Here is a 25,979-nt window from a genome sequence, read left to right as displayed (position 1 = left end):
CGCGGGGCTCCGCCGAGCCCCGTCCACTGGCGAGAGACCTGTGATGAAGCGTTACCTGTACCTCTGGCACCGTTGGCTGGGCATAGTCGCCTGCCTGTTCATGGCCCTGTGGTTCGTCTCCGGGGCGGTGATGCTGTATGTCGGTTACCCCAAGCTGACCCCCGCCGAGCACCTGGCGCACCTGCCGCCGCTGAGCCTGGAAGGTGAGGGCGCCGACCTGGAGCAGGTGCTGCACGCCGCCGATCCTCAGCGGCCGCCGTCGAGCATTCGCCTGAGCACCGTGGCCGGCGAGCCCCGTTACCTCCTCGACTACCCGGGGGCGCGCAAGGTGGCGCTCGATGCCCGGAACGGCCGCCCGATCGAGCCTGTGGGTGAAGCCGAGGCCCTGGCCGCCGCGCGCCAGTTTGCCCCTGGGGTGGCCGTCGAGGCGCGCGGGGTTGTCGATGGCGACCGCTGGAGCCAGTCCCGGGCCCTGGACGCCGACCGGCCCCTGCACCGAGTGGCCGTGGCCGATGCCGAGGGGCGCCTGCTGTACGTCTCCTCCAGCAGCGGCGAAGTGGTGCGCGACGCCACCGCCACCGAGCGCGCCTGGAACTGGGTCGGCGCCTGGCTGCACTGGCTGTACCCGCTGCGCGGCATCGGCATGGATGGCGCCTGGGGGCCGATCGTCACCTACTTGTCCCTGGGCGCCACCCTGATGGCCGTGCTCGGCCTGGCGGTGGGCGTGCTGCGCTGGCGCTTCACCCGCACCTATCGCAACGGCTCGCGCTCGCCGTACCAGGGCTTTGCCCGCTGGCATCACCTGGGCGGCATGCTTTTCGGGGTGCTGGCCATCACCTGGATCTTCAGCGGCCTGATGTCGATGAACCCCTGGCAAGTCTTCAGCAGCGCCCAGCCGCTGTCGCTGGCGGCCTACCAAGGCGGGCCGCTGCAGGCCGCGGCCTTCCCCCTGAGCGCAAGCCAGGCCCTGCAGCGTTTTGCCGAGGATGGCCTGCGGGCCCGGGAGCTGGAGTGGCGGATGATCGCCGGCAAGGGCTATGTGATCGGCTACGACGGCGCCGGGCGCACGCGCATCCTCGATATGGCCGAGCAGCGGGTGCTGCGTTAGTTCGATCCGGCCACCCTGGAGCAGGCGGCCTGGGCCATTCGTCCCGAGCGGCCGCTGGTGGTGCAGCAACTCGATGCCTACGACTTCTACTACTACGCCCGCGAGCCCCACAGCATGCTCGGGCACATGCAGCAGCGCCTGCCGGTGTTGCGCGTGGCCTTCGACGACCCGGCCCGCACCTGGCTGCACCTGGACCTGTACACCGGGGCCGTGGTCGGCCAGCTGGATCAGCCGCGGCGCGCTTCGCGCTGGCTGTTCGCCCTGCTGCATAGCTGGGACTGGCTGCCGCTGCTGGCCAATCGGCCGCTGTGGGACCTGTGGATGCTGCTGTTCAGCGCCGGCGGCCTGCTGCTCAGTGTGACCGGGGTGGTGCTGGGCTGGCGGCGCCTGGGCCGTGGCTTACGTCCGCGCAAGCGTTGAAGCGAGGTTCAGCGGCCGCAAATGCCGACCTGGATCAGCCCGCGTGCAGATATTTTTCCCTGGCCGACGATTTAAGCCGCCGGCCAGGGCGCCAGCGGTGATAATGCCGGTCCATTTGTCTCAGCCAGCGGAGCCCGTCGCGCCCATGTTCGTCATCACCCCCCAGGACCCTGAAACCTATCGCCGGCAAACCCGGCGCAGCACCCTGATCATCGCCCTGGTGTTTATCGCCCTGGCCATGCTGTTCTCCAGCGCTTCGGTGGCCCTGTTCGGCCAGCCCGGCGGCGACAACCTGGTGTGGAACGCTGGCGGCGTATTCTGCGGCCTACTGATCAGCGCGGCCCTGGTGCGCCAGGTGTTCTGGAAGCAGCCGTGGATGGCGGCTGCGGTGTATGGCTGGCGCCTCAAGCGCAGCCTGATGCGGGTGACCAATGTGATGCACCAGGTCACGGCCGGGGTGGCCGCAGGCGATCCGGCGGCCCTCAAGCTGTTGCGCTTCTATCACCTGGGGCTGGCGCAGATGCATCAGCTGGACGCCAACTCCAGCGCCCATGGGCAAATGCTGGGCGAGGTGGAGCGGCACCTGGCGCTGCTCGCGGAAAAAGGCATCGACCCGCAGCAGGAGCGTCTCGACGCCCAGTGGCTGGCGGCGGTGAAGGCGCACCAGCCACGCTGAAGCGCCAGGCTTGGTGCGCCGCTCATTCCAGGTAGCGCCACAGGGCCTTGGCCATCTCGTTGCTCTGGCCGCTCTGGCCAAACAGCTGCTGGCCGATGCTCAGCCCCAGCTGGCGATAGCTTTCGAACTGCGCCTCATCGAAAAACTGATCCACCGTGCTCTGGTTGGGAAAGCCCGGGTTGGCCCGGGCGTAGTTGGCTACGTCCGGGGTCAAGCCGGCGATCAGCCGTGGCTTGAGCAGCAGGATCCGGCAATGCGGGGTGCTGGCGACCTGGGCCTCGGGGCCCGGGCCGTGGGCGTAGACATTCAGTAGCAGGGCGCACTTCTGGCTGTCGGCACTGGCGGGCTGGCGAAACTCCTCGATGCTGGCGAACACCGACTTGAGCAGCGGATGGCTGAGCACGCCCGGGTCCTCGCGGATTTCCAGGGCCTGGTCGATACGCGCCAGGCGCACCAGGTTGGCCAGGTCGTCGAAGCGGTAGTCGGGGTCGCAGCCACAGTCGCAGGTGACGATCAGCTCTACCTGGCGTTCGCGGCGCAGCAGTTCGTAAGTGGCGGTGTTCTCGAAATGCCCGCCGTCGGACAGGTACTGGTAGTCGCGGCGATAGCCGTGAAAGCGCGCGGTCAGCTCGTAGAACAGGTAGGCCTGGGTGCTGAAGTAGGTCCAGGGCTTGAGGTCCCGGGGCGTCCAGCGGTCCTTGCCAGGGTCGATGAAATGGCTCGGCCACCACAGGCCCAGGCGCACATTGGCCAGGCCGAAGATCAACGACAGGCCGAGGTTGCCGGCGCGCCCCAGGCCGGTGCTGAAGGCCGCGCCGGATACGCCGATCCACTGCCCCAGGCTCAGGGGCTGCATGATTTCCGAGGCCGGGCCCTGGCTCAGGTCGCGACGATAGGGCTTGCCGTCGAGGCTGTAGCTTTCCGCCGCGCCATTGTCGTTCGCCGTGGGCGCCCAGTTGGGGCCGATGCACAGCGGCTGGCCCTTGCGGTCGCGCTGCACCAGTTGCTCGGCGGGGTCCAGGGTGAGGTTCATGGTGACGTTGATCAGGTGCACCGGGCCGGCACTGGGGCTGGCGTAGTACTGCTGCAGCGACAGGTCGTCGCTGGACATCGGCTCGGCCACGCTGAGGTAGGTGCGGCGCTGCTGCGCCGGGCCGTTGAAGCGTCGGCCATTGGAGGCGCCGAGGTAGGCGCGGGTCAGCCGGGCGCTGTAGAAGGCCTGCAGCGAGGAGCTATTGAGAAAGCCGATAAAGCGCCCGCTGAGGCACACCAGCAGTGCCGCCACCAGGCTCAGGGCCAGCAGGCGCCAGGCTGCGGCATCGCTGTAGGTCACACTGCCGCCGTCATGGGCGATCCATTGCACCAGCAGCGCCCAGCACAGGCACAGCAGCCCCAGCAGCAGGCCGCCGGCAATCAGTGCCAGCACATCCAGCGGCAGTTTGCGCATCCAGCCGGGCAGGGGCTTTTCATCCTTGAGCACCACCAGCCGGCGGATCAGCCACATCAGCCCGGCCAACAGCAGCAGGGTGCCCAGGGCCCGGTAATCCAGCAGGTAGCGGTACAGCACCTCGGCGCCGGTAACCAGCAAGGCCAGCACCCCGAGCACCGCCACCGCGGTCATGGCCCGGCCCAGGGCGCGGGTGATCTGCACCCGATAGTTGCGTACGCAGTTGTTGCAGCTGTAGTCCCGCGCCGGGTCGCCGGGTTTGCCCAGGCTGCGTACCAGCCGCCAGCTGATCAGCAAGGCGCTGCTGCCCACCAGCGCGGCCCCCAGCGCCAGGGCGCCCACCGCCTGCCAGTGGGCCACGGCATAGGCCAGGCCGCCGCCCAGCCACAGCCCGGCCACCAGCACCAGCATGGCGCGATAGGCCGGGTTGCCCAGCTGTGGCGGCTGGTCCAGGTCGCCCCGGGGAATCACCAGCCAGTACGCCACGGCGCAGGGCAGGGCGAACAGCAGCGCGGCCATCAGCGGCCAGAGCAGCAGGCTGGCCTGGCTCAGCACCTGGAACAGGGTCAAGAGGCTCAGCAGCAAGAGAATCGGCAGGCCGATCATGGCGTGCAGCGACAGCCAGTTGCGCCAGGTCATGGCCAGGGCGTAGAGCATGTCACCGGAGCCAGTGGGGGTCAGGTAGCGGCCGTTTTCCCGCAGCCAGGCACTGGGGCCCTGACCCACGGGCTGGCTGTTGTAGTTGACCCCGGTGCTGATGCGTCCCGGCGGTTCGAAGCGCAGCGTTTGGTAGGCATCCCGTGCGGCCTGGGCCACCGGGTCCTGGGCGGTGCTGGCGCGCAGCCGGCCAGGCAGGAACAGGCTGCTGAAGAAACTGCCGATATAGCCGCCGCCACTGACAGTGGACAGGTAGTCGATGCGCGACAGCAGGCTCTGCTCGCTGCCGGCCTCGGTGCTTGGCTGGGGGCTGGCGTCCGGTGCCGGCGCCCTGGCCATGGCCTGCAGCACCCCCAGGCAGAAGGTGGCGCTGCGGATGCCGCCACCGGACAGCGCCAGGGCCCAATTGCCCCGTGTCGGCGGTGCTTGCCCGGGGCCTTGCTCCTGTAGGGTCAGGCGGCGGAAGCGGATGCGTTGCTGCTCGATCGAGTAGGGCGTCTGGTCGGCTGTCATGGGTCTTCCTTGAAGGAGCGAGGCACACCGGAGCCTGGGTCGGCTGCCTCGGCGAGCGACCGGCAGAATACCGGATGTACTGCCACTGTGCGGTCTTGATTGTGCAGGTAAAGGTACGGGCTAGAGAGGTGCGGGCTCGGCGTCCACTGGGGCGGCCGGGGGGTGTTTGGCCTGTGCTCGATGCAAGCCGGGCAGCCCTGGTATGTGCCGTGCGCATGGAAAACTCGGTGCTGGTTATAACGTTAGATTTTATTCATATAAATGGACATAAGCTTTAGCCGCTATGCTGCCGCCAGTTTTTTACCTGACCGCGTGATCTGTAGGGCTTTATCGATGGATGTAGGCAATTTCGGTTTTGTGGTCGCGGGCTTGATCGTGGGTTTTATCGTCGGCATGACCGGGGTCGGCGGCGGTTCGCTGATGACCCCGATTCTGCTGTGGTTCGGCATCAACCCGGCCACCGCAGTGGGCACCGATTTGCTGTATGCCGCCATCACCAAGTCCGGCGGGGTGCTGGTGCACCAGAAGAACCGCAATATTGACTGGCGCATCACCGGCTGGCTGACCCTGGGCAGCGTGCCGGCGGTGCTGGCGACCCTGTGGTTTCTGAACCACCTGGACAGCGATCCCCAGGCCCTGAACTCGGTGATCAAGCAAGGCTTGGGGTTCGTCCTGCTGCTCACCGCCCTGGCGATTGTCTTCAAGAAGAAGCTGATGGCCTTCGCCCAGCGCCATGGCCGCGATTACCAGCCAAGCCCGAGCGGCCTCAATGGCCTGACCGTGGTCACCGGGTTGATCCTCGGCACCATGGTCGCCCTGACCTCCATCGGCGCCGGCGCCCTGGGCACCGTGGCGCTGTTTATCCTCTATCCGTTCCTGGCCACCAAGCGCCTGGTGGGCACCGAGATCGCCCACGCCGTGCCCCTGACCCTGGTGGCCGGCCTGGGCCACGCCAGCATGGGCAATATGGACTGGCACCTGCTGGGCTTTCTGCTGATGGGCTCGCTGCCGGGGATCTGGATCGGCAGCCACATGACCGGGCGCATTTCCGACGAAATCCTGCGGCCGTGCCTGGCCGTGATGCTGTTTTCCATTGGCTACAAGTTGGCATTTTAGGAGCAGCGGCAAGCTTAAAGTGGCAAGCCGCAAGCGCTTCAGTTGCGGCGGTAGAGTGCCAAGAATGCTGCCAGCGACAGCATGGTGGCGCCGCAGCATTGATTGAGCCGACGCATGCCGGTGCGGGTGAGGAACTTCGCCGCTTGCACCCCGCCGGCGGCATACAGCCCCATCACCAGCACTTCCACCAGGGCAGTGACCAGCGCCAGGGTGGCGTACTGGACGAATACCGGTTGGCTGGGGTCGACGAATTGCGGCAGGAAGGCGGTGAAGAACAGCAGCACCTTGGGGTTGGTCATGGCCACCGAGAAGCTGCGGCGAAACACCTCGCCATGTCGTGAGCCGGCCTCGACCTGCTGGGTGTCCAGAGCCTGGGGCGCGCTGCGCCACAGCTGGATGCCGAGCCAGGCCAGGTAGCCCACCCCCACCCATTTCAACACCATGAACAGCTGCTGCGAGGCCATCAGCATGGCCCCCAGGCCCAACCCCACGGCGGCGATGATCAGCACATCGGAAAGCGCCGCGCCGGCCATGCCCACCGCCACCAGCCGGCGGTTGCGCGAGGTGCCGTTGGCCATGGCCAACAGCGAGGTGGGGCCGGGAATCAGCGCACCGATAAAGCAGCTTGAGGTGTAGAGCAGCAGGGTGGTGGCGTTCATGCAGGGCTTCTCGGCAGGCGGGCAACAAACCACAAGCTACAAAGTGCAGCGGCAAGCGGCAAGCTGCAAGCTGCAAGCTACAAACTTACCGCTTACCGCTTACCGCTTACTGCTTTCCTGCACCGTGCGCCACAGGCATACGCCCATGAAGTAGGCCGAGGCCACCAGCCACAACCCCATGATCGGCGGGCTGTGCTGGGGGTGGCCAAGGATCAGCAGCGCGCCGCTGAGCAGCCAGACGAAGGTCACTATGATGTTCAGCGGCATCCACTTGCGCACCCGGAACGGATGCAGGAACTGCACCCGGGTGGCGGTCAGTAGGGCCAGGCCGAGGATGCTCAGCAGGGTCGGCCAGGGGCCGGGTTCAAGCAGGTAGAAACACAGTGCGACTACGTTCCAGGCCGCGGGAAAGCCTTGGAAGTAATTGTCGTGGCTCTTCATGTTGACGTTGCAGAAACACAGCAGTGATGACAGCAGGATCAGCGAAGTGGCCAGCAGTGCGCTGTACTCCGGCAGGGGAATGTAGCGGTAGATGAACAGCGCCGGAATAAACACGTAGGTCAGGTAGTCGATCACCAGGTCGAGCACCGAGCCGTCGATATTGGGCAGCACCGAGCGGGTGTTGACCTTGCGCGCCAGGGAACCGTCGACCCCGTCCACCAGCAGCGCCACCCCCAGCCACAGCAGGCAGGCCTTGGGCTGGTTGTCGAACAGCGCCAGGGTCGCCAGCAGGGCGCTGACCACCCCGGTAGCGGTAAAGCCATGGGCGCCCCAGGCTTTGATTCTGGCGATCTGCAGGGTCGATATCACAGGCGTTTCTCCAGCGGTGGTGGTGGGGTTGGGCGCGCGACGGGCGACCCGCATCAGCTTGCAGTTATCGACCGGAGCGCCTGGCAGAAGGTTCAGCGCGTGCCCCGAATCTACTCCGCCCCGACATCAACACCATTGCGCCGGGACAATCGCGGGCGTGCGCAGCCTGGCCCGGGTGCCGGATCGAGAAGGATTTTTTCAGTCTAGGCGCCTTGGCCGAAGCAACAAGAAAAACGCCACGCTGCCGGGGTTGGCAGGTGGCGTTGTTGAGCGCTGGCTCGGATTTGTTACTGGGCTGTTTGCAGAGCGCCGAGGATCCGGTAGGCGGCCTTCACCCGTTCGCCATTGGGGTAGTTGCTGTTGGCCAGCATGACAATGCCGATCTGCTTGCTCGGAACGAACAGCACATAGGCTCCGAAGCCGTTGGTGGCGCCGGTCTTGTTGTACAGGGCATCGGCCTTGGGCGCCTCAGGTGTGGCCAGCCATTGCACGGGGTGGGATTCGGTGACCATCTCCGGAGCGTTGCCGGCCACCAGCCGGGCCAGGGGCAGGGGGTAGGTGTAGCGTTCCCAGCCCAGGCCCTGGGTCATGTCGCCCACCTGGTAGTAGCCACTCTGGGCGCTGGCGACGGCCTGCTGCAGGGGCTTGTCGAGCTGGCCCGGTTGCAGGTTGCCGGCAATGAATTGCAGCAGGTCCGGGGCACTGGTCTTGATCCCGTAGGCTTCGGCGTCCAGGGGGCCGGGGCCGACCCGCACCGGCTTGCCCTGTTTGTCATAGCCCATGGCGTAGTGCTGTTGCTGGTCCTGCGGCACCTTGAGGTAGCTGTGCTTGAGACCGAAGCCCTGGAACAGGCGTTGTTCCAGCAGCTGCTCGTAGCCCTGGCCCAGGCTGCGGGCGGCGAGGTAGCCGAACAGGCCGATGCTGGGGTTGGAGTACTGACGCTGGACGCCGGGGCTGAAGCGGGGCTTCCAGGTGTTGAAATAGTCCAGCATCTTGGCTTCGCCCTGTACCTCATCGGGGAACTGCAAGGGCAGGCCGCCGGCGGTGTAGGTGCCCAGTTGCAGCAGGCTGATGTGATCGAAGGCACTGCCGCGCAAGGCTGGCAGGTACTGGCTGGCGTTGTCGGAAAACTTCAGCTTGCCCTCGGCCTGGGCCAGGGCGGCGAGGGTGGCGTTGAAGGTCTTGCTCACCGAACCCACTTCGAACAGGGTGTCGTTGTCCACCGGGCGCTGATTGTCCTTGGAGGCAACCCCGTAGTTAAAGTAATGTCGCTGGCCATTGGCGATGATTGCCACCGCCATGCCGGGGATGCTCTGCTGCTGCATCAAGGGGAGGACGGTGGCGTCCACGGTGTTTTTCAGGCTGTCGTCCTGGGGCGTGGCCAGGGCATTGGTGCTGCCCAGGAGCAGGGCACAGGCGCTGCCAAGCGCGAATCCGGTTAAGGTTTTTTGCCGCATGATCGGTGTCTTTCCCTGTGTTTTGAGTAGGTTGGCCGCAACTTCAAGCGCGGCTCTGCAATCGGAGCTTGTTCGCAAAGGGCTCGGCGCAGGACATAGGCAGCCTGTGGCGAGCCCGCTTAATGTAGGCAGTTGGCGCCAGGTTGACAAACGACGATATCTCGCAGGAGTCATTAGAAAAACTATGGAGTACCTATGCTGCGCCCCCATCTGCCACTGAATGCGCTGCGGGCCTTCGAGGCCTCGGCGCGGCACCTGAGCTTCACCCGCGCGGCCATCGAGCTGTGTGTGACCCAGGCGGCGGTCAGCCATCAGGTCAAGAGCCTGGAGGCCCAGCTCAAGGTCACCCTGTTCAAGCGCCTGCCCCGGGGCCTGATGCTCACCAGCGAGGGCGAGACCCTGCTGCCGGTGCTGCGCGAATGCTTTGACCGTATCGCCCAGACCCTGGGGCGCTTCGATGGCGGGCACTACCGGGAAATGCTCACGGTGGGCGCGGTGGGCACCTTCGCGGTGGGCTGGCTGTTGCCCCGGCTGGGGGATTTCCAGGCGCGCCATCCCTTTATCGACCTGCGCTTGAGCACCAATAACAATCGGGTGGACGTGGCGGCCGAGGGCCTGGACTACGCCATCCGTTTCGGCACCGGGGCCTGGCACGGTATCGAGGCCCTGGAGCTGCTGCAGGCGCCGTTGTCGGTGCTTTGCGTGGCGGATATCGCCCGTCAGTTGCACAGCCCCGCGGACCTGCTGGGACAAACCCTGCTGCGCTCCTATCGCACCGATGAATGGCCGCAGTGGTTTCACGCAGCGGGGTTGGCGGCCAACAGCCTGTTGCCCCAGAGCATTGTTTTCGACTCGTCCCTGGGCATGCTCGAGGCGGCGTTGCAGGGCTTGGGGGTGGCCTTGGCGCCGCCGCTGATGTTCGAGCGCCAGCTGGCCAGCGGTGCGGTGGTGCAGCCCTTCGAGATCGGCATAGTCACCGGCAGCTATTGGCTGACCCGGTTGCAGTCCCGGGCCGAGACAGCGGCCATGAGTGCCTTCAAAAGCTGGCTGCTGGAGCAGGCGCGGGGCTGAGGATCGCCGTTGCGCCCGCGCCGCAGGCCGCAAGGCCGTGGCCTCAATAGCGCCAATGCCCCGGCACCCAGACCCATTGGTTGGCGCGCCAGCGGTAATGCCCGGCGACCCAGTGATAACCCGGCGCCGGGGCCACTGGCACCACCTCGACAATGGGCGGCGGAGGCCGGCGTGGATGGGCCGGGGCCACCACGCAGCCGGCCAGGGTGGCGCCGAGCAGGGTGGCGACTAGGGTGGTCTTGAGGGTGGCAAACATGGTCGGGTTTCCTGGCAAGGGTTGCAGCGCCCGCCATCAGGGCGGGCTGTCGGAGGTTTAACGCGGGCGCCGGGAAAATCCGTCGCCGCGCGCTCAGTTGCGTTGCGCCGGGCGATTCTTGCCCGCGCCCCGCAGGTACATGGACTGCACCAGTTGCTGGCGTTCTTCCAAAGACAGGCTGCCGGCGAAATTGGCCAGGGCTTCGTCCACCCGGGCTCGCAGGGCGCTGTCGGCCTCGCGGGACTTGCCCAGCTCGACATCCAGGGCATTGCGGTCCAGTGGTTCGGCCTCGAGCTGGCGAATCACCGCCTGGCGCGCCTCGCGTCCAGCGCTGATCTGCGGCTGGCTGTCGAGGCGGGTCTGGCGCAGCAACTGGCGCAGTTGGCGCCGGCGCTCCTCGGGCATCTGCGCCATGGCCTGGCGCAGGCCATGCTGAGGCATCGCCAGGGCCTGGGCCGGCTTGGGTTGGCCAAGCCATTGATAGAGGCCGCCGGCCACGCCGCCCATCAGGAACACATTGAGCAGCAGCGACAGCACCAGGAAGGTTTTCAGCGGACGGGTGGGCAGGTTCACTGTTCGGCCTCCTCGGCATTGATGCTCAGGACGAATTCTGCGTCGCTCTGGTCGAACACGCTGGGCAGGGTTTCGTGGGAAGGTGCCAGGGGCAGGCTCAGGGTGACCGCCAACATGCCCGCCGCCACACCCGTAAGGCCGACCCCGACCCAGCCCAGGGACGCTAGCCAGCCGGAGTAGTGGCTCCAGAACCGGGCCCTGGGCCGGTGGGCGGCAGCGCTGGCGACAATCTGCCGGACCAGCGCTGGATCGGGCGCGGGCAACTGGTAACTGTCGAGCTGCTGGTCCAGCCAGCGGGCCTGCTGCAAGGCTTGCAGGGCCTGGGGCTGCCGGCTGTCGAGCAGCACCTGGGCCGCACTGCGCTCGCTGGCGGGCCAGTGCTGCAGGTTGGCGCCATAGGCGTCGGCCAGGTGCGCAAAGCGTTCGGGGGTCATGGTGTTCTCCTTCCTGAGAGGTCCGCGCCGGGGGCCTCGGCGAGGTGGCTACGCAGGTTGCGACGGGCCCGCGCCAGCAGGCTTTCCAGGGCTTCGACGCTGATCTGCATCAGTGCCGCCGCCTCGGTGTTGGACAGTTCCTGGTAGTACTGCAGGACGATCGCCTCGCGCTGGCGCTCCGGCAGTTTGTCCAGGGCCGCGGCCATGCGCCGGCTTTGCGCGCTGGCTTGCAGTAGTTCGTCGGGCGCCGGGCCATGGTCCACCGCCTCCAGGGCTGGTTGGCTATCGACCGACAAGTGCTCCTTGCGCCGACGCAGGCGGTCGTAGCACAGGTTCAGCACCACCCGGTGCAGCCAGGTGTCGAAGCGAGCCTGTTCGCTGCGCCAGCTGGCCGCCTGTTTCCAGATCCGCAGGAAACTCTCCTGGGCAATATCCCGGGCCTCGTCGGCGTCCCCCAGCAGGCGGCCGGCCAGGGCCAGCAGGCGCGGCAGCTTGCGCTCGACCATTTGTTTCACGGCCTGTGCGTCGTTGTTGCCGATGCGGGCCAGCAGCTCCAGATCCGGGTCGGTGTCGTTCAAATGGGCAAGTCTCGGTGCACTAACGGGGCCATCCAGGGCATGACGGAATCAGCGCACCCAGTGGCCTTCGATCCAGAACCAGTTCGGGCCGCGGGCCTGCCAGTGCCCGGGCACCCACTGGCCACGGCGCATCACCGGCTGCCAATGGCCGGGCACCCAGGCATAACCGCCGCGGTGCCAGCGCCAGTGCCCGCGATCCCAGGCGTAGCCGGGGCGGGCCAGGGGGACCGGCTCATAGCGCACGGCGGGCGGCGCCTGCTGGATGATCAGGGGCTGGGCATAGGTGGGGGTGCTTGCCAGCGCGCCGAGTGCCAGGGGGATCAGCAGCACAGTGCGCAGACGCAGCAGGGAACGGACAAGCTTCATGGTGACTCCTTCAGGCCTGCGTTCGCTGATGAACGCAGCTGATGGGTTCAACGATAGATGGGCGAGGAATCCGTCGCGGGAAAATGAAATTTTTATCCGCGCCCGATTCAACCGCGGTTCAGCTTCCGGGGCGCGGGGCGGGCAGGGGTGGCTGGGAAATTTTTATCGAGGGCGGCGACGGATGTTTCCAGGGTGCGCCGTTGAATCGGTAACCCTGTGCAATCGCTGGCGATGGTCGCCAGCGACGCTTGCCGGTCCCATCACACAACCCATGAGGAATTCACCATGTCCCGTCGTATTGCACTGCTGATTGTCATGGCCACCATGCTGTCCCTGGGCGGTTGCGTGGTGTACCCCGGGCACTATCACGGCTGCTGCTATCGCTATGGCTACTACCGCTAGGGCCTGCCCGCCAATGACCCGTGCCCCTGGCGCACAGGGATGAGCGCGGGTGCGGCCGGCGGTTCTTGGCTAACGCCCAGGGGCTCGGCACAATCCTCGACCTTGCAGGGCTTGCTCCGCCGTCACGCCGGTGGCGGGTATGGCCCGATGCGGTGGAGGAAGGTGGATGCCCGAGTTGAAACAGCAGGCCCAGGACCCGGACGCGATTGCGCGCCCGGTGTGCGCCCTGCGCATTTCCACCCAGGAGCAGCGCTGGGAGCGGCCCTGGCACAGCCATCGCAAGGCCCAGCTGTTGTTTCCCCTGTCCGGAGTGATCAGTTGCGAAAGCGCCGAGGGCCTGTGGCTGGCGCCGCCGCAGTGCGCGGTATGGATTCCCAGCGAAGCCCGGCACAAGGTCCAGGGCCTGGAGAACGCCCAGGGTTATTGCCTGTTCGTCGAGCCGGAATATGCCCGCGCCTTGCCCGAAAGCTGTTGCACCCTGGCAGTTTCACCGCTGTTGCAGGAACTGCTGCGGCGCTGTGCACAACTGCCCGTGCTCTATGACCTGGAAGGCGCCGCAGGACGGCTGATGGCCGTGGCCCTGGATGAGCTGGCCGCCGCCCCCCGGGAACAGATCCACCTGCCCATGCCCCGGCATGAACAGCTGCGGCGCCTGGCCGAGCAGATCCTCGAGCAACCGCAACGCCGCCTGAGCCTTGGCCAGTGGGCGGAGCAGATTGCCCTCAGCGAGCGCAGCCTGAGCCGCTTGATCCAGGCCGAAACCGGCCTCAGCTTCGGTCGCTGGCAGCGCCAGCTGCATATTCTTCTGGGGCTCAAGCAACTGGGGCGGGGCGATTCGGTGGAGTGCGTGGCGCTGACCCTGGGCTACGACAGCGCCAGTGCCTTTATCCGCATGTTCAAGAAAGCCGTCGGCCAGCCGCCCGGGCGTTTCTTTGCCGAACGCCGCCAGGTGCTGGAAAGCGATCAGCCCTAGCCAGGTTGTTGGCTGGATTGATCAATAACTTGTCGATATTGACTGATGCGGACAATGGGTTCGGGGAAGATGATAAGCATTCTTGTTTATCAGCTTTCCGAGGTGCCCCATGTATTTCGATCATCAGCATTTTCCCCTGGTCTGGATGCGCCGCGCCGAGGGCGCAGGGCAGCCTGAACTCGATCCTTTCCAGCAGTTGGAGGCGCTGATGCAGCGCGGCCAGGCCTTCGTCCTGGTCAGCGATGCCCTGCCCGACCCGCAACAGCGCAACAGCGAGCAAGGCAAGGCATTGCTCAAGCAGGGGTCGCTGTGGATGAAGCGCAACAAGGCGGCGATTCGCCGCTGGATCAAGGCGCTGATCGTGATCGCCCCGGAGCCTGCGGCGCAGGTCGGGGTCGAGGCCTTTGCCGACACCTACGAAAAGTTCTGGGGCTACCCGCTGTTGCACAGCGCCTCGCCACTGGCCGCCGCCAGCCTGGCCCAGCAACTGCTGGCGCCACCGCGCAGCAACCAGCACAACTGGTGAAGGCGGCGAACCTGCCTTCAGCCTTGCAGGTGCTCGGGGATATTCGCGGTGATGAGCTTGCCCATGCTGATCCGTGGTTCGGCCTGGTAGCCCAGGGCCTGGTAGAAATCCTGCACGGGCGCATTGCTGCTGAGGATCTGCAGGTTGATCTTCAGGCAGCCGCGCGCCTGCAGGGCCTGCTCGCCGTGCTGCACCAGGGCCCGGCCGATGCCGAGCCGCCGCTGTTGCGGGTCCACCGCCAGGGCGTAGAGCCAGCCACGGTGGCCGTCGTAGCCGGCCATCAGGGTGCCGATGACCTGGCCTTCGGCCAGGGCGACGAAGAATAGCCCGTCATCCACCGCCAGCTTGCGGTCGATGGCCAGGCTGGGGGTGTTGTGGGCGGTCTCATAACCGAAGGTGCCATTCCACAGGTCGATCACGGCCTGGCGGTGGTGGGGGTTGCTGTATTCAACGAGTTGGATCATGGCGCAGGCTCGGCGAGGGTTGAGGGGCGGGGTGCGGGCGTTGCCGGCAGCGGCTTTCAGTCCTGGCGGCCGGGCCAGGTTTCCATGGGGAAATAGGCCTCCAGCCCCGGTTCCAGGTGCTCCACCCCGTTGTTGAACCAGTAGCAGCTCAGGCGCGAATAGTTGTCCAGGTCGCCGCGCACCAGGCAGGTGGCGCTGTGCCCTGGCCAGCTGAAATTCACCACGTCGGCCTCGGCGATGGTGGCGCGTTCCACCTTGCCGATGGCGGTGGTGGCCTGGCCGTCGATGGTCTTGACCAGGGTCAGGGCCTGGTTCTCATAGCGGATCACCGCCGTGCCGGCATACGCCGGGCCGCCATCGGGATACTTGCCGATCAGCATGAACTGGCCGGGCAGCATGCTGTAGTAGATGTGCGGTTCGGCCGGGTCTGCGGCCTGGATGCCGCAGCTCGCCAGCAGTGCACCCAGGGCAAGGCCCAAGCGGGGGGCGTGGTTCATGGGGGCTCACTCCTGTTGAGACGGGTGGGCATGATTCCAGACTTGGGTGGGTAGATAAATACCCGGTATCTGTTCGGGGGGCTACTGCGCCTGCGGTCTTGGCTGTTTGCCGAGCTGGCCCTGCGCACCGCCTGTGTTTGGCCTCCTTCATGCGCTTTTTGTAGGAGCTGTCGAAGGCTGCGAAGCAGGCGCAAGGCCTGAATCCCGGGTTTTTTGGGTGTACATATCCGTTGGCGTGGTGATGGCTGCTATTGGTTTCGCCCTTACGGCGCGGGACTGGGTACATATCCGTTGCTGCGGGTGTTGCGGCTATTGGTTTCGCTCTTACAGCGACTCACTTTTGAGGGGCGCAAAAGTAAGCAAAACGCCTCTGCCCTCGCATCCGGCGCCTCGCTAAGGCTCGGCGTTCCCTCGCTCCGGCATTGCTCCGGGGGCACGCCGCCACAGGCCATCCATGGCCTGGGGCGGCTAGCTCGGCATCCATGCCGAGCTGCCCCCTACGCAATGCCTGCACTCGGCCTCCTGAAGGGGCAGGAAGATCAAAAGCAAGATCAAGATCAACAGCGCGTTTTACGCGCTTTTCGTAGGAGCCGGCTTGCCGGCGAAGAGGCCCGTGAATCATGCATCGCTCTGGCGGACGACTTCGCTGGCAAGCGGAACGCCGCCCGGCCAGCTCCTACGAGGAAGGGGGGGCCGGGAGTGCGCTGGAATGGCGTTTAGTCTCTTTCTTTTGTAAGGCATTTCCGAGAAACTGCGGGCCGCTTGAATGCGCCTGGTGGGCGGGCTAGGGTGCCTGGGTCATCGCAAAATCGATGACTCGGATGTGCAAGTCCGAACTTTGCTAAGGCGTAGAAACGCTCAGCCATCCTTGAGCGTTTTTCATGTCCGCTGTTCTATGGCGGCCGTACGCGGGAGATCTTCGGATCTGCCGGGTGTCCTAGCAAACTCGGTCTTGCACACCTGCGTACGGCTGCCACCCTCATTCGTGTGCAAGCGAACGGTGTCGGCTCCTTTCCTTTGTTAGGAGTTTGACCATGAAAAAGATTGTCCCCGATCCACCCACTTCCTATCGCGATCCCGCACTTAAAGCCGCCAACGCCACCTTGCGCGTGGCCCTGGCCCAGCAACCGGCAGACCCGGCGCTGTTGCGGCTTCGCACTCAAGCCCAGCCCGTTGCCGCTGATTCTCTGTTCAGCGTTCGTCCGGGTGTCAGTGCCGAAGAGGCGCTGGTGCATGTCTCGCTGCTGCTCAAATGCGCTGAGGAGGTCTGTGATGAAATCACCCAGCAGGGCAGCGGGGTCGAGCGCGGCCTGATCTGGTCCATGGTGCATTCCGTGGAGATGGCTCGGGCGGTGGTGGAGGCATTGCTTGATGGTGCTCCCAGAGAAGCTGGTGCTTGCTCGCTTGGCCTGGGTTCTCGAGCTTTATTGGAGTAGGAACTCTCTTTAGTTGATTGACGGGGGCGGTTCGGCATTCATGCCGAGCTGCCTCCTGCGTATCGCCTGCGTTTGGCAGCCTTGATGCGGTTTTTGTAGGAGCTGCCGGAGGCTGCGAACGGCTGCGAAGCAGGCGCAAGATCTGAGTCCCAGGTTTTTGGGGTGTACATATCCTTTGTCGCGGGTGTAGCAGCTATTGGTTCCGCTCTTACAGCGGGTCACTTTGGAAAAGGCCCAAAGTAACCAAAGGCCTCCTGCCCCCGCATCCGGCGCCTCGCTAAGGCTCGGCGTGCCCTCGCTCCGGCATTGCTCCGGGGGCGCGCCGCCACAGGCCATCCATGGCCTGGGGCGGCTAGCTCGGCATCCATGCCGAGCTGCCCCCTGCGCAATGCCTGCACTCGGCCTCCTGAAGGGGCAGGAAGATCAGAAAACAAAGCTGCAAGCCGCAAGCCGCAAGCCAAAGCCAAAGCCAAAGCCGCAAGCTTGTAGCTGCCAGCTTGAAGCTTGCCGCTCAGTTTTTAGAGCTTGAGTATTTTCCCGCTGGCGGCCACCGCCACGAGCAATGCGGCAATCAGGCCGAAGGCCGCGCTCAGGCTGCTGCCGTGGGCGATGAAGCCGATCACGGCGGGGCCGGCGAGGATGCCGGCGTAACCGAGGGTGGTGATGGCCGGTACGGCAATGGCTTCGGGCATGACGGTCTGTTTGCCCACGGCGCTGTAGAGCACCGGCACTATGTTCGAGCAACCCGCGCCCACCAGGGCATAACCCAGCAGCGCCGCTTCCCAGGCCGGGGCCAGGGTGGCCAGCAGCAGGCCGGCGGCGGCGGTGCTGCCGCCGATGACGATCACTCGCCGTGCCCCCAGGTGATGGACGATGGCGTCGCCGGTGAGGCGGCCCAGGGTCATGGTCAGGGCGAAGGCGGCGTAGCCCAGGCCGGCGTAGGCCTCATCCAGGCCGCGTTCGGCGCTGAGGAAGACTGCGCTCCAGTCCAGCACCGCGCCTTCGGCGAGGAACACCACGAAGCACAGGCAGCCGATAAACAACACCACGCCATGGGGCACGGCGAAGGCCGGGCCCGAGCTCTGGCTGCCGTAGGGCAGCATGTGCGGCGCGGCCTTGAGCAGGGCCAGCAGGGTCAGGACGATTACCACCAGGGTTGCCCCCAGGGGCGACAGGCCCAGGCCCAGCAGGGCGCTGACCCCGGCGGCGCCGACGATCCCGCCGAGGCTGAACAGGCCGTGAAAGCCCGACATCATGGTCTTACCACTGGCGCGTTCGACGATCACCGCTTGCAGGTTGACTGTGGAATCCACAGCGCCCAGGCCGGCACCGAACAGGAACAGCGCGGCTATCAGCAAGGGTATCGAGCTCAGGGTCGCCAGCAGTGGCAGCGCCAGGCAGATCAGCAGGGTGCCGCCGGCCATCACCCGGCGGCAGCCAAAGCGCCCGGCCAGGGCCCCGGCGATGGGCATGGCGAGGATCGAACCCACCCCCAGGCACAGCAGCAACAGGCCCAGGGTGCCTTCGTCGAGCCCGGCCCGGGCCTTGGCGTAGGGCACCAGTGGCGCCCAGGCGGCAATGCCGAAACCGGCGATGAAAAAGGCGATGCGCGTGGACATCTGTTCAAGGCGGCCAGGGCTGGCCTGGAGGTGGGTGTTGCTGGCAGTCATAACAATCCTTGGCGGTCAGGTGCCGGTGCCGGGCAGCCTGCGGTACACGAGTCCTGATGCGCGCCGGCAACGGGCAGCCATCAGGGCCGGGGCGCGATTGTGACAAAACTGGCGGCTGAAGGTTGCACAAATAACCGTTCTGTTACTGCCCGCGGTCTGCCGGGAACCTGAACGACGCTGATTGCCCCCGGCGAAATAACCGTGGGCGATCGGGCGCTTATTTCGCATAATTGCCGCCCTTTGCACAAAGACCCCAGCAGTGTGCGCCGCTGCTTTTTGGAACCCTCGCCCGCATGAACACCAGTCTCGACGCCTATGACCTGAAGCTGCTCGCCGAGCTGCAGCGCGATGCCAGTACCCCGCAGAGCGAACTGGGGCTGCGGGTCAATCTGTCCACGGCGGCGGTCAATCGCCGGCTCAAGCGGTTGAGCGACGAAGGGGTGATCGAGCGCTACACCGTGCAGGTGGCGCCGGATGCCCTGGGCCATGAGCTGAGCATCATCGTCGAGGTGGAAGTGGAGAGCGAGCGGGCCGATCAGATCGATGCCCTCAAGCGCCATTTCCAGGCTTGCCCCCAGGTGCAGCAGTGCTATTACGTGGCTGGCGACTGCGACTTCGTGCTGATCTTCTGCGTGCGCAGCATGGCCCAGTACACCCAGCTGACCCACGAGCTGTTCTTCGGCAACGACAACGTCAAGCGCTTCAAGACCCTGGTGGCGATGAACCGGGTCAAGGTCGGCCTGGAAGTGCCCACCGCCAGTTGAACCTCAAGGGGCTTGCAGGGCTTGCACCAGGAAGTCGACAAACACTCGCACCTTCTGCGACAGGTGCCGCTGGCTGGGGTACAGGGCGTAGATCTGCCGGCTGCTCAGCTGTTGCTCCGGCAGCACCCGCTGCAACTGGCCGCTGTCCAGCAGCGGCTGGGCGATAAAGCCGGGCAGGGCGCCGATGCCCAGGCCGGCCACCAGCATGTCGCCCAGCAGCAGGCTGTTGTCCACGGCAAAGTGCACCGGCAGTTCGAGCCGGGTCTGGCCTTGTGGGCCTTCCAGTTGCCAGCGCCCGGGATGCTCCGCCAGCCGGTAGGCCAGGCAGCGGTGGCCCTGCAGGTCGGCGATCGAGGTGGGCGTGCCCTGGGCCTGGAGGTAGGCCGGGGCGGCGCAGATGATCTGCTGCACCTGGCCCAGTTGGCGGGCGATCAGGCTTGAATCTTCCAACTGGCGGCGAATCCGCAGCGACACGTCGAAGCCTTCGCCAACCACGTCCAGCACCTGGTCGTTGAGGGTCAGGTCCACCTGGATCTGCGGGTAGCGCTGCATGAAGTTCACCAGGATCGGCGACAGCACCTTGAGCCCGAACGACAGCGGCGCATTGACCCGCAGGCGCCCGCCAGGCTCGCGGCTGCCGGCCTGGGTGGCGCGCTCCAGGGCGTCCAGTTCATCCAGCAGGTGGCAGCATTCGCGGAAGTAGTTCTGCCCGGCTTCCGACAGGCTCATGCGCCGCGTGGTGCGCAGAATCAGCAGGCTGCCCAGGCGTTCCTCCAACTGGCGGACCTGTTTGCTCACCGCCGCGGTGGATTGCCCGAGATCGCTGGCGGCCTGGTTGAAGCTGCCCCGTTCCACCACCCGGCGGAACACCCGCATGCCCATCAGTACATCCATATTATTTCCTCTGGGTTGAATATCTATCCACGAATCGGCTGATTATCTCTGATTGCAAGCTCAATACCATGGCCACTTCACTGTCTAAGGAGCTTGGTCATGGCCAATCGCGCAATCTCGAAAATGCTTCCCGGGGTCTTGGCCCTGTCGCTGTTCAGTGGCCTGTGCAGTGCTGCCGCTGCGCCCCACCCCGAGGTGGGCATCAGCCCCTGGGGCCCCAAGGATGAAATCGGCCGCCTGAACCTGATCACCCCTGAATCCCGGGCGGCGATCATGGCCCGGGTCAGCGGCGCCCAGGCCTACGACCTGGCGGTGGACTACTTCGTCGGTATGCCCAGCTGGCAGGCCGCCGGCGATCCGCCTTATCAGATGTGGATGACCCACACCCCCCACGGCAATGTGATCGCCGACCCGATGCAGGTGGGCGAGCCGATGAACCAGCACGTCAGCTACAGCGGCTCGGCGGTGTCGATGTACGCCCATATGGGCACCCATATCGACGCCCTCAACCACTTCGGCCTCAACGGCAAGATCTGGAACGGCTTCAGTGCCGAGGAGCACCTGGGGGATCGCGGCTGGAATGTCACCGGGGCGGAGAAACTGCCGCCAATCATTGCCCGCGGGGTGCTGATCGATGTGGCCGCGGCCAAGGGCCTGGAGCAGTTGGCGGACAACTACCGGGTCACCCGCGCCGACCTCAAGCAGGCCCTGGCCAAGCAGCAGGTGAACCTGGAGAAGGGCGATGTGGTGTTGATTCGCACCGGGCGCATGCGTGACTACGACAAGGCCCAGCAGTACATGGCCAACCCGCCGGGGCTGAGCCTGGACGCCGCCAAGTTCCTGGTGGAAGAGGGCGGCGCCATGGTGGTGGGGGCCGACAACCTGAGCTTCGAGACCTTCCCTTCCGAGGTCGAGGGCAACTACCTGCCGTTGCATACCTACCTGCTGGCCATGCAGGGCGCGCCGATCATGGAACTGGTGAACCTGGAAGGCTTGTCCCGGGACAAGGTTTATCAGTTCGCCTTTATCGGTGCTTCACTCAAGTTGCGCGGCGCGGATGCGGCGCCGATCCGGCCGATGGCCCTGCCGATTCGTTGAACCTAGCCCATTTCATTGATGCAGGAGATACCCATGTCAAGCCAAGCGGCGCCCCAGGGCGTGCTCAACTTGTTCAACCCGACCGGGCTCTATGACCCCAGCGCCAACGGTTATTCCCATGTCGCCCAGGTGGCTGCCGGCGCGCGCCTGGTGTTTATCGCCGGCCAGGGCGGCGAGAACGTCGATGGCCAGTTGCCGGAAGATTTTCCCGGTCAGGTGCGCCAGGCCCTGGCCAACCTGCAGACCGCCCTGCACTCGGTGGATGCCGAGGTGCATCAGGTGGCCAAGCTCACGGTGCTGATCGTCGATCACAGCCATGAACGCCTGGTGACCTTCGGCAGCCAGCTGCAACAGCTGTGGGGCGATGCACCGACCCCGGCCTGCACCCTGATTCCGGTGCCGCGCCTGGCGCTGGACGGCATGCTGTTCGAGATCGAGGCGATTGCCGCCCTGGCCCCCTGAGTGTTTCCCGCCGCTGGTGGAGGCGCCGCATTTGCCCTAATGTCGGCGCCTCGGTTTTTTCTGGAGGCGGGGCGATGGCGGCGTTTTACGATGCGCGAGGCAATATCTATGCAGTGGTGGCTCCGGCGGCGCTGCGGCGCTTGGGCATTGCCCTGCCCGGTAGCGCGGCCGAGGCGGCGCGGGACCGGCGCCTGTGGGCCGAGCGGGCGATTGCCGCCTTGTGCGACTGGGCCCCGGGCACCCGCCCACCGGGGGCCAAGGCCCATCGCAGCGATGGCTTGCTGGTGGGGCCGTTCCAGGAGGCCGCACCCTTCGACCTGTTGATCGTCAACACCGACGGCACCCTGGCCGAACGCAGCGGCAATGGCTTGACGATCTTTTCCCAGGCGCTGACTGAGCAGGGGCTGTTAGCAGTCCAGGCGCCGACGCTGTTGCAGGTGCATCACGATCAACCCACAGGCGTCTCGCCGGTGGCCACGCTGGTGGAGCCGGCGCAAGTGGCGGGGCAGCAGGGCTTCTGGCTGGATCTCGGCCAGCCGTCCTTCGGGCCCGAGGCGGTCGCCGCGCTTGGTGTCGAGGCGGTGACCCTGAACGGCCGCAAGCTGAGCCGGGTGGCGCCGTTGCAGGCACTCAACCCGCTGTGGGAACACAGTCAGTTCGTGCGGGTGGGCAACCCCCATTGCGTGACCCTGGTGGAGGAGGCCGAGGCCTTGCCGAGCAATCGGCAGATGCTTGAGTCGCCCCTGGCCGAGGGCCTGACCGCTATCGCCTTTGCCTTGCCCCTGGGCAGCGGTGTGCCCTGTCCGGCGGGGGTCAATCTGCAATGGGCGGCGCGGGAATCGGCGCAGCGCATCCAGGCCCGGGTGTTCGAGCGCGGCGAAGGGCCGACCGCCTCCTCGGGCACCAGCGCCAGCGCGGTGGCCTGCGCGGCGTGGCGCCATGGCTGGGTCAAGGCCGGCGAGGTGCAGGTGGTGATGCCCGGCGGCACCGCGCCGTTGCTGCTGCAGGAGACTGACGGTGAGCTGACCCGGGTGAGCCTGTTTGGCTCGGCGCTGAAACTTGCGCAGTGAAGTGCAAGTTTGGTGGCGTCTGGCGCGAGGTGCATGGCATGGGGGCGGCCCCGATAGCTAAACGCCTGGCGCTGCTATAGGGTGGCGGCGGGCTCGGGCCATGACCCGATACAGAGGCCAATCAAAGAACGGATTCGACATGCAAAAAGCAATGCCCCGTCGTGCTGTGGTCAAGGGGGCGCTAGCGGCCCTGGGCGCGCTGGTGGCCGGCAGCCTTGGCGGTTGCCTGACCAGCACGCTGTATGAAGAGCAAGGCAGCGATGAGGTCTATACCGAAGCCGTCGGCCAGTTCTACCTCACCGGTGACGAGCAGAGCTTTGTCATCATTGGCAAGCAGTACCACTACTTTATGCAGGTCGATCCGCAGTTGCTGAAGGCCATTCGCTCAGGCTTGCATCGCAGAATGCAGGCCGAGTTCCTGCCGATCCGCGTCTCTTACTGGCAAACCCTGGAGGGTGAATTCATCCTCCGGATTCCCCAGCTGGATCAGCTTGACCCTGGCCAGATCGAAGAGGCCAGGGCCCTGGGCTTCGTTGCCTCAACGTCGCAGAATGCCCTGCTGCAGCGCTTTGCCATCCGCGGCAGCCGCTTCACCTCCAAGCGCGATATCAGCGCCTATCAGGCCAACCCGCTGAACAGCACCTACACCCTGCACTTCTCGGCCTATCGGGAGAAGAGCAAGGTCGCCCAGGTGCTGTTGACGCCGGTCACCGTCACCGCGGACGGTGTGCTGATGATCCTCGCCCTGCCGTTGCTGCCGCTGGGATTGATGGTGGCCAAGCCGTTCAAGGTCAAGTAGACAGGCCAGAGGCACGGCGGCTCAGTCGCCGATCAGCTGCACCTGGGCCATCTGCCGCTGCATCAGCACCTTGCCATTGCGGATCGAGTACAGCGCCAGGCCCTGGCTGCGGAGCATCTCGTAGTCGCTGTCGGCGGAGAGAATCAGCAGGTTGGCCGGGCGACCTTCCTCCAGGCCGTAGCCATCGCCCAGGGCCAGGGCACGGGCGCTGTTGTCGGTGACCAGGTCCAGGGCGCTCTGCAGGTTGCTGTAGCCGAGCATGTGGCAGATATGCAGGCCGGCTTCCAGCACCCGCAGGATGTTGCCGTTGCCCAGGGGGTACCAGGGGTCGACGATCGAGTCCTGGCCGAAGCAGACGTTCATCCCGGCGTCCAGCAACTCCTTGACCCGGGTCACCCCGCGGCGTTTCGGGAAGCTGTCGAAGCGCCCCTGCAGGTGGATGCTTTCGGTGGGGCAGGACACGAAGCTGATGCCCGAGTGCCCCAGCAGGCGGAACAGCTTGGCGCAGTAGGCGTTGTCGTAGGAGCCCATGGCCGTGGTGTGGCTGGCGCTGACCCGTGAGCCCATGCCGCGGCTGCGGGCTTCCTCGGCCAGCACTTCGAGAAAGCGCGAGTGCGGGTCGTCGGTTTCGTCGCAGTGCACGTCCACCAGGCAGCCCGTGCGCTCGGCCAGGTCCATGAGGAATTTCACCGAGCTCACGCCCTGGTCGCGGGTGTACTCGAAGTGCGGGATGCCACCCACCACGTCGGCGCCCAGGCGAATGGCTTCTTCCATCAATTCGCGGCCGTTGCGGAACGATTCGATGCCTTCCTGGGGGAAGGCGACGATCTGCAGGTCGACCAGGTGCGCGGCTTGCTCGCGGACTTCGAGCATGGCCTTGAGTGCGGTGAGGTTGGGGTCGGTGACATCGACATGGGTGCGCACGTGCTGGATGCCGTGGGCGGCCAGGGCGCGGATAGTCTTGTGGGCGCGCTGGCGGGTGTCTTCGGCGGTGATCGTGGCCTTGCGTTCGCCCCAGCATTCGATGCCTTCAAACAGGGTGCCGCTCATGTTCCAGCGCGGCTCGCCGGCGGTCAGGGTGGCATCCAGGTGAATGTGCGGCTCGACGAAGGGTGGCACCACCAGGTTGCCGCCGGCATCCAGGTGCTCGGGGCCGAAAGCTGGAACGCTGGCACTGGTGTCTGGGCCCTGGCGGACGATGCGGGCAATGCGGCCGTTCTCCAGGTGCAGTTGGTGCAGACCTTCACGGTGGCGCAGGCGGGCGTTGGTGATCAGCATCGGGACGGTTCCTCGGTTCAGGCAAGCAGTGATTCTGTAGCGCGATCAGGGCCGGGCCCTGTCGCGCTTTCGTTGGGCTGTCCCGGTAATGCCGGGGGACAGGGCGTGGCATGCGCGGGCCATGATAGACCCGCAAGGGCGCGGTTGACCAAGGCCAAGGGTTCCACGCCGTGGTTCAGGCCTCGGCGTCGGCGCCCAGGGCTGCGCGGCTGCCAAGCAGTGCGCTGAGCAGGATATAGCTCAGGCTGGCCGTGGCGATGCCCACCAGCGGCGCGACCCAGGGCGAGCTGAAGGCCGCCAGGGTGCCGATGCCGTAGGCGCCCAGGCCCGGCCAGTTCCAGGCCGGCAGTTGGCTCTCGGCCAGCAATGGGTAGCGGCCGCGCCAGCGGTAGAAGAAGTCGGCCATGATCACCCCGCCCACCGGCGGAATCACCGTGCCCAGCAGCACCAGGTAGGGCACCAGCAGGTCGTACATGCCGAGCATCGCCAGCAGGGTGCCGATCAGTGCGCCCACCAGGGTCACGGTCTTGCGCCGGCCAGTGCGCAGCAGGTTGCAGCCGGCCACGGCGAAGTTGTAGATGGTGTTGTCCTGGGTGCTCCAGATGTTCAACAGCAGCATGGCCATGGCCGCCAGGGCGAAGCCTTGCAGCAGCAACACTTCCACCACATCCGGCTGCTGGTAGACGATGGCGCCGTAGGCACCGATCAGCACCATCAGGCCATTGCCGATAAAGAAGCCGATCAGGCTGGCGCTGATCGCCACCTTCGCCGAGCGCGAAAACCGCGTCCAGTTGGTGGCCTGGGTGGCGCCGCTGACAAAGGTGCCGAACACCAGGGTGATGGCGGTGGACAGGTCCAGGCGGGTGCTTGGCGTCACCGCCAGCAGGCCGTCGAGGCCGCCGATATCCACCGTGGCGACCCACATCGACAGCACCAGCAGCAGGCCCATGGCCGGCACCGCGATCCAGGACAGGATCTCCAGCCCGCGATAGCCGATATAGGCCGTGGCGCAGAAGGCCATGCCGAACAGCAGCATCAGCCCCAGCACGGCGCCGGCATCCAGCTCGAAGTATTTGCCCAGCACCACCGCGGCGGTGGCGGTGCCCCAGGCGTACCAGCCGATCTGGGTGAAACCCAGGATCAGGTCGCACAGCTTGCTGCCCCGTTCCCCGAAGCAGAAGCGCCCCATGAGCACGGTGTTCAGCCCGCTCTTGAAGGCGATATAGCCCAGGCTCGCGGCATACAGGCCCAGCAGCAGGTTGCCCAGGACAATCACCGCCAGCAGGGTGGTGAAGTCGTAGGCCACCCCCAGCTTGCCGCCGGCAAACATGGTGGCGGTAAAGAAGGTGAAGCCCAGCAGCACCATAGCCATGGAGGCCAGACCCTTGCGGGCGTGCTGCGGAACTTCGCTCAAGGGGTAGTCGTTGCCGGGCTGCTGCTGGGTCATGGGCCTGTCCCTGGTCGCTGGTTGAGAGCCCGTTGTTGCAGTCGGCGTGCCAAACGGC

26 protein-coding genes and 1 pseudogene are annotated in these 25,979 nt (G+C 65.9%); 12 read left to right on the top strand and 15 right to left on the bottom strand.

Annotated elements, in window-relative coordinates; all coding sequences use genetic code 11:
• The first annotated feature begins 43 nt into the window (after positions 1–43).
• Positions 44–1,528, top strand: a pseudogene (locus J4P02_RS18265) (PepSY domain-containing protein).
• A 145-nt stretch (positions 1,529–1,673) separates the two neighbouring features.
• A complete protein-coding gene (locus tag J4P02_RS18260) occupies positions 1,674–2,204 on the top strand; it encodes a DUF3087 domain-containing protein (protein WP_426192732.1) in 531 nt (176 codons plus the stop codon).
• Positions 2,205–2,226: 22 nt separating this feature from the next.
• Here the strand turns inward: J4P02_RS18260 and J4P02_RS18255 are convergent, their stop codons facing one another.
• On the bottom strand, positions 2,227–4,821 hold the full coding sequence (locus J4P02_RS18255) for a hypothetical protein (RefSeq protein WP_426192730.1): 2,595 nt from the start codon (positions 4,819–4,821) through the stop codon (positions 2,227–2,229).
• Between the two features lie 333 nt (positions 4,822–5,154).
• Here J4P02_RS18255 and J4P02_RS18250 point away from each other — a divergent pair, with 333 nt between their 5' ends.
• On the top strand, positions 5,155–5,937 hold the full coding sequence (locus tag J4P02_RS18250) for a sulfite exporter TauE/SafE family protein (RefSeq protein WP_426192728.1): 783 nt from the start codon (positions 5,155–5,157) through the stop codon (positions 5,935–5,937).
• Between the two features lie 38 nt (positions 5,938–5,975).
• On the opposite strand, the gene J4P02_RS18245 is transcribed toward J4P02_RS18250, so the two are convergent.
• The 3 genes from J4P02_RS18245 to ampC form a co-directional block, all read right to left on the bottom strand.
• Complete coding sequence (locus tag J4P02_RS18245; protein WP_426192726.1) at positions 5,976–6,596, bottom strand: LysE family translocator; 621 nt, start codon at positions 6,594–6,596, stop codon at positions 5,976–5,978.
• A gap of 99 nt (positions 6,597–6,695) precedes the next feature.
• A complete protein-coding gene (pcsA, locus tag J4P02_RS18240; protein WP_426192724.1) occupies positions 6,696–7,406 on the bottom strand; it encodes a phosphatidylcholine synthase in 711 nt (236 codons plus the stop codon).
• Between the two features lie 287 nt (positions 7,407–7,693).
• Positions 7,694–8,863: a class C beta-lactamase gene (gene ampC, locus J4P02_RS18235; protein WP_426192722.1), complete on the bottom strand. Its 1,170-nt coding sequence runs from the start codon at positions 8,861–8,863 to the stop codon at positions 7,694–7,696.
• A gap of 195 nt (positions 8,864–9,058) precedes the next feature.
• On the opposite strand from ampC, the gene J4P02_RS18230 reads away from it, so the two are divergent.
• The gene (locus J4P02_RS18230) at positions 9,059–9,934 is read left to right on the top strand and encodes a LysR substrate-binding domain-containing protein (RefSeq protein WP_426192720.1); all 876 of its coding nucleotides are present in this window, start codon (positions 9,059–9,061) and stop codon (positions 9,932–9,934) included.
• A gap of 43 nt (positions 9,935–9,977) precedes the next feature.
• On the opposite strand, the gene J4P02_RS18225 is transcribed toward J4P02_RS18230, so the two are convergent.
• The 5 genes from J4P02_RS18225 to J4P02_RS18205 all read right to left on the bottom strand — a co-directional run bounded on the left by J4P02_RS18225 (position 9,978) and on the right by J4P02_RS18205 (position 12,141).
• Complete coding sequence (locus J4P02_RS18225) at positions 9,978–10,190, bottom strand: YXWGXW repeat-containing protein (protein ID WP_426192719.1); 213 nt, start codon at positions 10,188–10,190, stop codon at positions 9,978–9,980.
• Between the two features lie 93 nt (positions 10,191–10,283).
• Entirely contained in the window at positions 10,284–10,763 is a 480-nt protein-coding gene (locus tag J4P02_RS18220) for a periplasmic heavy metal sensor (protein ID WP_426192717.1), read from the bottom strand.
• The gene (locus J4P02_RS18215; protein ID WP_426192715.1) at positions 10,760–11,197 is read right to left on the bottom strand and encodes a hypothetical protein; all 438 of its coding nucleotides are present in this window, start codon (positions 11,195–11,197) and stop codon (positions 10,760–10,762) included. Before J4P02_RS18215 ends, J4P02_RS18220 begins: the two co-directional genes overlap by 4 nt.
• On the bottom strand, positions 11,194–11,775 hold the full coding sequence (locus tag J4P02_RS18210; RefSeq protein ID WP_426192712.1) for an RNA polymerase sigma factor: 582 nt from the start codon (positions 11,773–11,775) through the stop codon (positions 11,194–11,196). Before J4P02_RS18210 ends, J4P02_RS18215 begins: the two co-directional genes overlap by 4 nt.
• A 48-nt stretch (positions 11,776–11,823) precedes the next feature.
• On the bottom strand, positions 11,824–12,141 hold the full coding sequence (locus tag J4P02_RS18205) for a YXWGXW repeat-containing protein (RefSeq protein ID WP_426192710.1): 318 nt from the start codon (positions 12,139–12,141) through the stop codon (positions 11,824–11,826).
• Positions 12,142–12,709: 568 nt separating this feature from the next.
• Here J4P02_RS18205 and J4P02_RS18200 point away from each other — a divergent pair.
• Entirely contained in the window at positions 12,710–13,516 is an 807-nt protein-coding gene (locus J4P02_RS18200; RefSeq protein WP_426192708.1) for an AraC family transcriptional regulator, read from the top strand.
• Positions 13,517–13,625: 109 nt separating this feature from the next.
• Complete coding sequence (locus J4P02_RS18195) at positions 13,626–14,042, top strand: hypothetical protein (RefSeq protein WP_426192706.1); 417 nt, start codon at positions 13,626–13,628, stop codon at positions 14,040–14,042.
• A gap of 17 nt (positions 14,043–14,059) precedes the next feature.
• Here the strand turns inward: J4P02_RS18195 and J4P02_RS18190 are convergent, their stop codons facing one another.
• Both J4P02_RS18190 and J4P02_RS18185 read right to left on the bottom strand, forming a co-directional pair.
• Positions 14,060–14,506 carry a GNAT family acetyltransferase gene (locus J4P02_RS18190; protein WP_426192704.1) on the bottom strand — a complete coding sequence of 149 codons (447 nt, stop codon included), beginning with the start codon at positions 14,504–14,506 and terminating at the stop codon, positions 14,060–14,062.
• Between the two features lie 56 nt (positions 14,507–14,562).
• Positions 14,563–15,003 (bottom strand): hypothetical protein, encoded by a 441-nt coding sequence (locus J4P02_RS18185; protein ID WP_426192702.1) that lies wholly within the window; start codon positions 15,001–15,003, stop codon positions 14,563–14,565.
• A 1,034-nt stretch (positions 15,004–16,037) separates the two neighbouring features.
• Here J4P02_RS18185 and J4P02_RS18180 point away from each other — a divergent pair.
• Positions 16,038–16,439 (top strand): DUF6124 family protein, encoded by a 402-nt coding sequence (locus J4P02_RS18180; protein ID WP_426192700.1) that lies wholly within the window; start codon positions 16,038–16,040, stop codon positions 16,437–16,439.
• 518 nt (positions 16,440–16,957) lie between these two features.
• Here J4P02_RS18180 and J4P02_RS18175 read toward each other — a convergent pair.
• A complete protein-coding gene (locus tag J4P02_RS18175) occupies positions 16,958–18,109 on the bottom strand; it encodes an MFS transporter (RefSeq protein WP_426192698.1) in 1,152 nt (383 codons plus the stop codon).
• A gap of 293 nt (positions 18,110–18,402) precedes the next feature.
• On the opposite strand from J4P02_RS18175, the gene J4P02_RS18170 reads away from it, so the two are divergent.
• Entirely contained in the window at positions 18,403–18,873 is a 471-nt protein-coding gene (locus tag J4P02_RS18170) for an Lrp/AsnC family transcriptional regulator (RefSeq protein WP_426192696.1), read from the top strand.
• 3 nt (positions 18,874–18,876) lie between these two features.
• Here the strand turns inward: J4P02_RS18170 and J4P02_RS18165 are convergent, their stop codons facing one another.
• Positions 18,877–19,767, bottom strand: a complete 891-nt coding sequence (locus J4P02_RS18165) for a LysR substrate-binding domain-containing protein (protein ID WP_426192694.1) — start codon at positions 19,765–19,767, stop codon at positions 18,877–18,879.
• A 99-nt stretch (positions 19,768–19,866) separates the two neighbouring features.
• Between J4P02_RS18165 and J4P02_RS18160 the strand changes: the two genes are divergently transcribed.
• The 4 genes from J4P02_RS18160 (at position 19,867) to J4P02_RS18145 (ending at position 23,196) form a co-directional block, all read left to right on the top strand.
• Positions 19,867–20,865 (top strand): cyclase family protein, encoded by a 999-nt coding sequence (locus J4P02_RS18160; RefSeq protein WP_426192692.1) that lies wholly within the window; start codon positions 19,867–19,869, stop codon positions 20,863–20,865.
• A gap of 33 nt (positions 20,866–20,898) precedes the next feature.
• Positions 20,899–21,327 carry a RidA family protein gene (locus J4P02_RS18155; protein WP_426192690.1) on the top strand — a complete coding sequence of 143 codons (429 nt, stop codon included), beginning with the start codon at positions 20,899–20,901 and terminating at the stop codon, positions 21,325–21,327.
• A gap of 74 nt (positions 21,328–21,401) precedes the next feature.
• The gene (locus J4P02_RS18150) at positions 21,402–22,397 is read left to right on the top strand and encodes a diaminopimelate epimerase (protein ID WP_426192688.1); all 996 of its coding nucleotides are present in this window, start codon (positions 21,402–21,404) and stop codon (positions 22,395–22,397) included.
• A gap of 151 nt (positions 22,398–22,548) precedes the next feature.
• Entirely contained in the window at positions 22,549–23,196 is a 648-nt protein-coding gene (locus J4P02_RS18145; RefSeq protein ID WP_426192686.1) for a hypothetical protein, read from the top strand.
• A gap of 21 nt (positions 23,197–23,217) precedes the next feature.
• Here the strand turns inward: J4P02_RS18145 and codA are convergent, their stop codons facing one another.
• Positions 23,218–24,474, bottom strand: coding sequence for a cytosine deaminase (gene codA / locus J4P02_RS18140; RefSeq protein WP_426192684.1), 1,257 nt, complete (start codon positions 24,472–24,474; stop codon positions 23,218–23,220).
• Positions 24,475–24,649: 175 nt separating this feature from the next.
• On the bottom strand, positions 24,650–25,921 hold the full coding sequence (gene codB, locus J4P02_RS18135) for a cytosine permease (RefSeq protein ID WP_426192682.1): 1,272 nt from the start codon (positions 25,919–25,921) through the stop codon (positions 24,650–24,652).
• Positions 25,922–25,979: the final 58 nt, after the last annotated feature.

It is taken from the genome of Pseudomonas sp. NFXW11 (assembly GCF_049887815.1).
Lineage (GTDB): Bacteria > Pseudomonadota > Gammaproteobacteria > Pseudomonadales > Pseudomonadaceae > Aquipseudomonas.
This window is presented reverse-complemented; position numbering and strand designations above follow the sequence as displayed.

Bases quoted from the DNA above. Each gene is read 5' to 3' on its own strand.
- J4P02_RS18260 (WP_426192732.1), top strand. From the start codon at position 1,674: ATGTTCGTCATCACCCCCCAGGACCCTGAAACCTATCGCCGGCAAACC.
- J4P02_RS18255 (WP_426192730.1), bottom strand. From the start codon at position 4,821: ATGACAGCCGACCAGACGCCCTACTCGATCGAGCAGCAACGCATCCGC.
- J4P02_RS18250 (WP_426192728.1), top strand. From the start codon at position 5,155: ATGGATGTAGGCAATTTCGGTTTTGTGGTCGCGGGCTTGATCGTGGGT.
- J4P02_RS18245 (WP_426192726.1), bottom strand. From the start codon at position 6,596: ATGAACGCCACCACCCTGCTGCTCTACACCTCAAGCTGCTTTATCGGT.
- ampC (WP_426192722.1), bottom strand. From the start codon at position 8,863: ATGCGGCAAAAAACCTTAACCGGATTCGCGCTTGGCAGCGCCTGTGCC.
- J4P02_RS18230 (WP_426192720.1), top strand. From the start codon at position 9,059: ATGCTGCGCCCCCATCTGCCACTGAATGCGCTGCGGGCCTTCGAGGCC.
- J4P02_RS18225 (WP_426192719.1), bottom strand. From the start codon at position 10,190: ATGTTTGCCACCCTCAAGACCACCCTAGTCGCCACCCTGCTCGGCGCC.
- J4P02_RS18215 (WP_426192715.1), bottom strand. From the start codon at position 11,197: ATGACCCCCGAACGCTTTGCGCACCTGGCCGACGCCTATGGCGCCAAC.
- J4P02_RS18205 (WP_426192710.1), bottom strand. From the start codon at position 12,141: ATGAAGCTTGTCCGTTCCCTGCTGCGTCTGCGCACTGTGCTGCTGATC.
- J4P02_RS18200 (WP_426192708.1), top strand. From the start codon at position 12,710: ATGCCCGAGTTGAAACAGCAGGCCCAGGACCCGGACGCGATTGCGCGC.
- J4P02_RS18195 (WP_426192706.1), top strand. From the start codon at position 13,626: ATGTATTTCGATCATCAGCATTTTCCCCTGGTCTGGATGCGCCGCGCC.
- J4P02_RS18190 (WP_426192704.1), bottom strand. From the start codon at position 14,506: ATGATCCAACTCGTTGAATACAGCAACCCCCACCACCGCCAGGCCGTG.
- J4P02_RS18185 (WP_426192702.1), bottom strand. From the start codon at position 15,003: ATGAACCACGCCCCCCGCTTGGGCCTTGCCCTGGGTGCACTGCTGGCG.
- J4P02_RS18180 (WP_426192700.1), top strand. From the start codon at position 16,038: ATGAAAAAGATTGTCCCCGATCCACCCACTTCCTATCGCGATCCCGCA.
- J4P02_RS18175 (WP_426192698.1), bottom strand. From the start codon at position 18,109: ATGACTGCCAGCAACACCCACCTCCAGGCCAGCCCTGGCCGCCTTGAA.
- J4P02_RS18170 (WP_426192696.1), top strand. From the start codon at position 18,403: ATGAACACCAGTCTCGACGCCTATGACCTGAAGCTGCTCGCCGAGCTG.
- J4P02_RS18165 (WP_426192694.1), bottom strand. From the start codon at position 19,767: ATGGATGTACTGATGGGCATGCGGGTGTTCCGCCGGGTGGTGGAACGG.
- J4P02_RS18160 (WP_426192692.1), top strand. From the start codon at position 19,867: ATGGCCAATCGCGCAATCTCGAAAATGCTTCCCGGGGTCTTGGCCCTG.
- J4P02_RS18155 (WP_426192690.1), top strand. From the start codon at position 20,899: ATGTCAAGCCAAGCGGCGCCCCAGGGCGTGCTCAACTTGTTCAACCCG.
- J4P02_RS18150 (WP_426192688.1), top strand. From the start codon at position 21,402: ATGGCGGCGTTTTACGATGCGCGAGGCAATATCTATGCAGTGGTGGCT.
- J4P02_RS18145 (WP_426192686.1), top strand. From the start codon at position 22,549: ATGCCCCGTCGTGCTGTGGTCAAGGGGGCGCTAGCGGCCCTGGGCGCG.
- codA (WP_426192684.1), bottom strand. From the start codon at position 24,474: ATGCTGATCACCAACGCCCGCCTGCGCCACCGTGAAGGTCTGCACCAA.
- codB (WP_426192682.1), bottom strand. From the start codon at position 25,921: ATGACCCAGCAGCAGCCCGGCAACGACTACCCCTTGAGCGAAGTTCCG.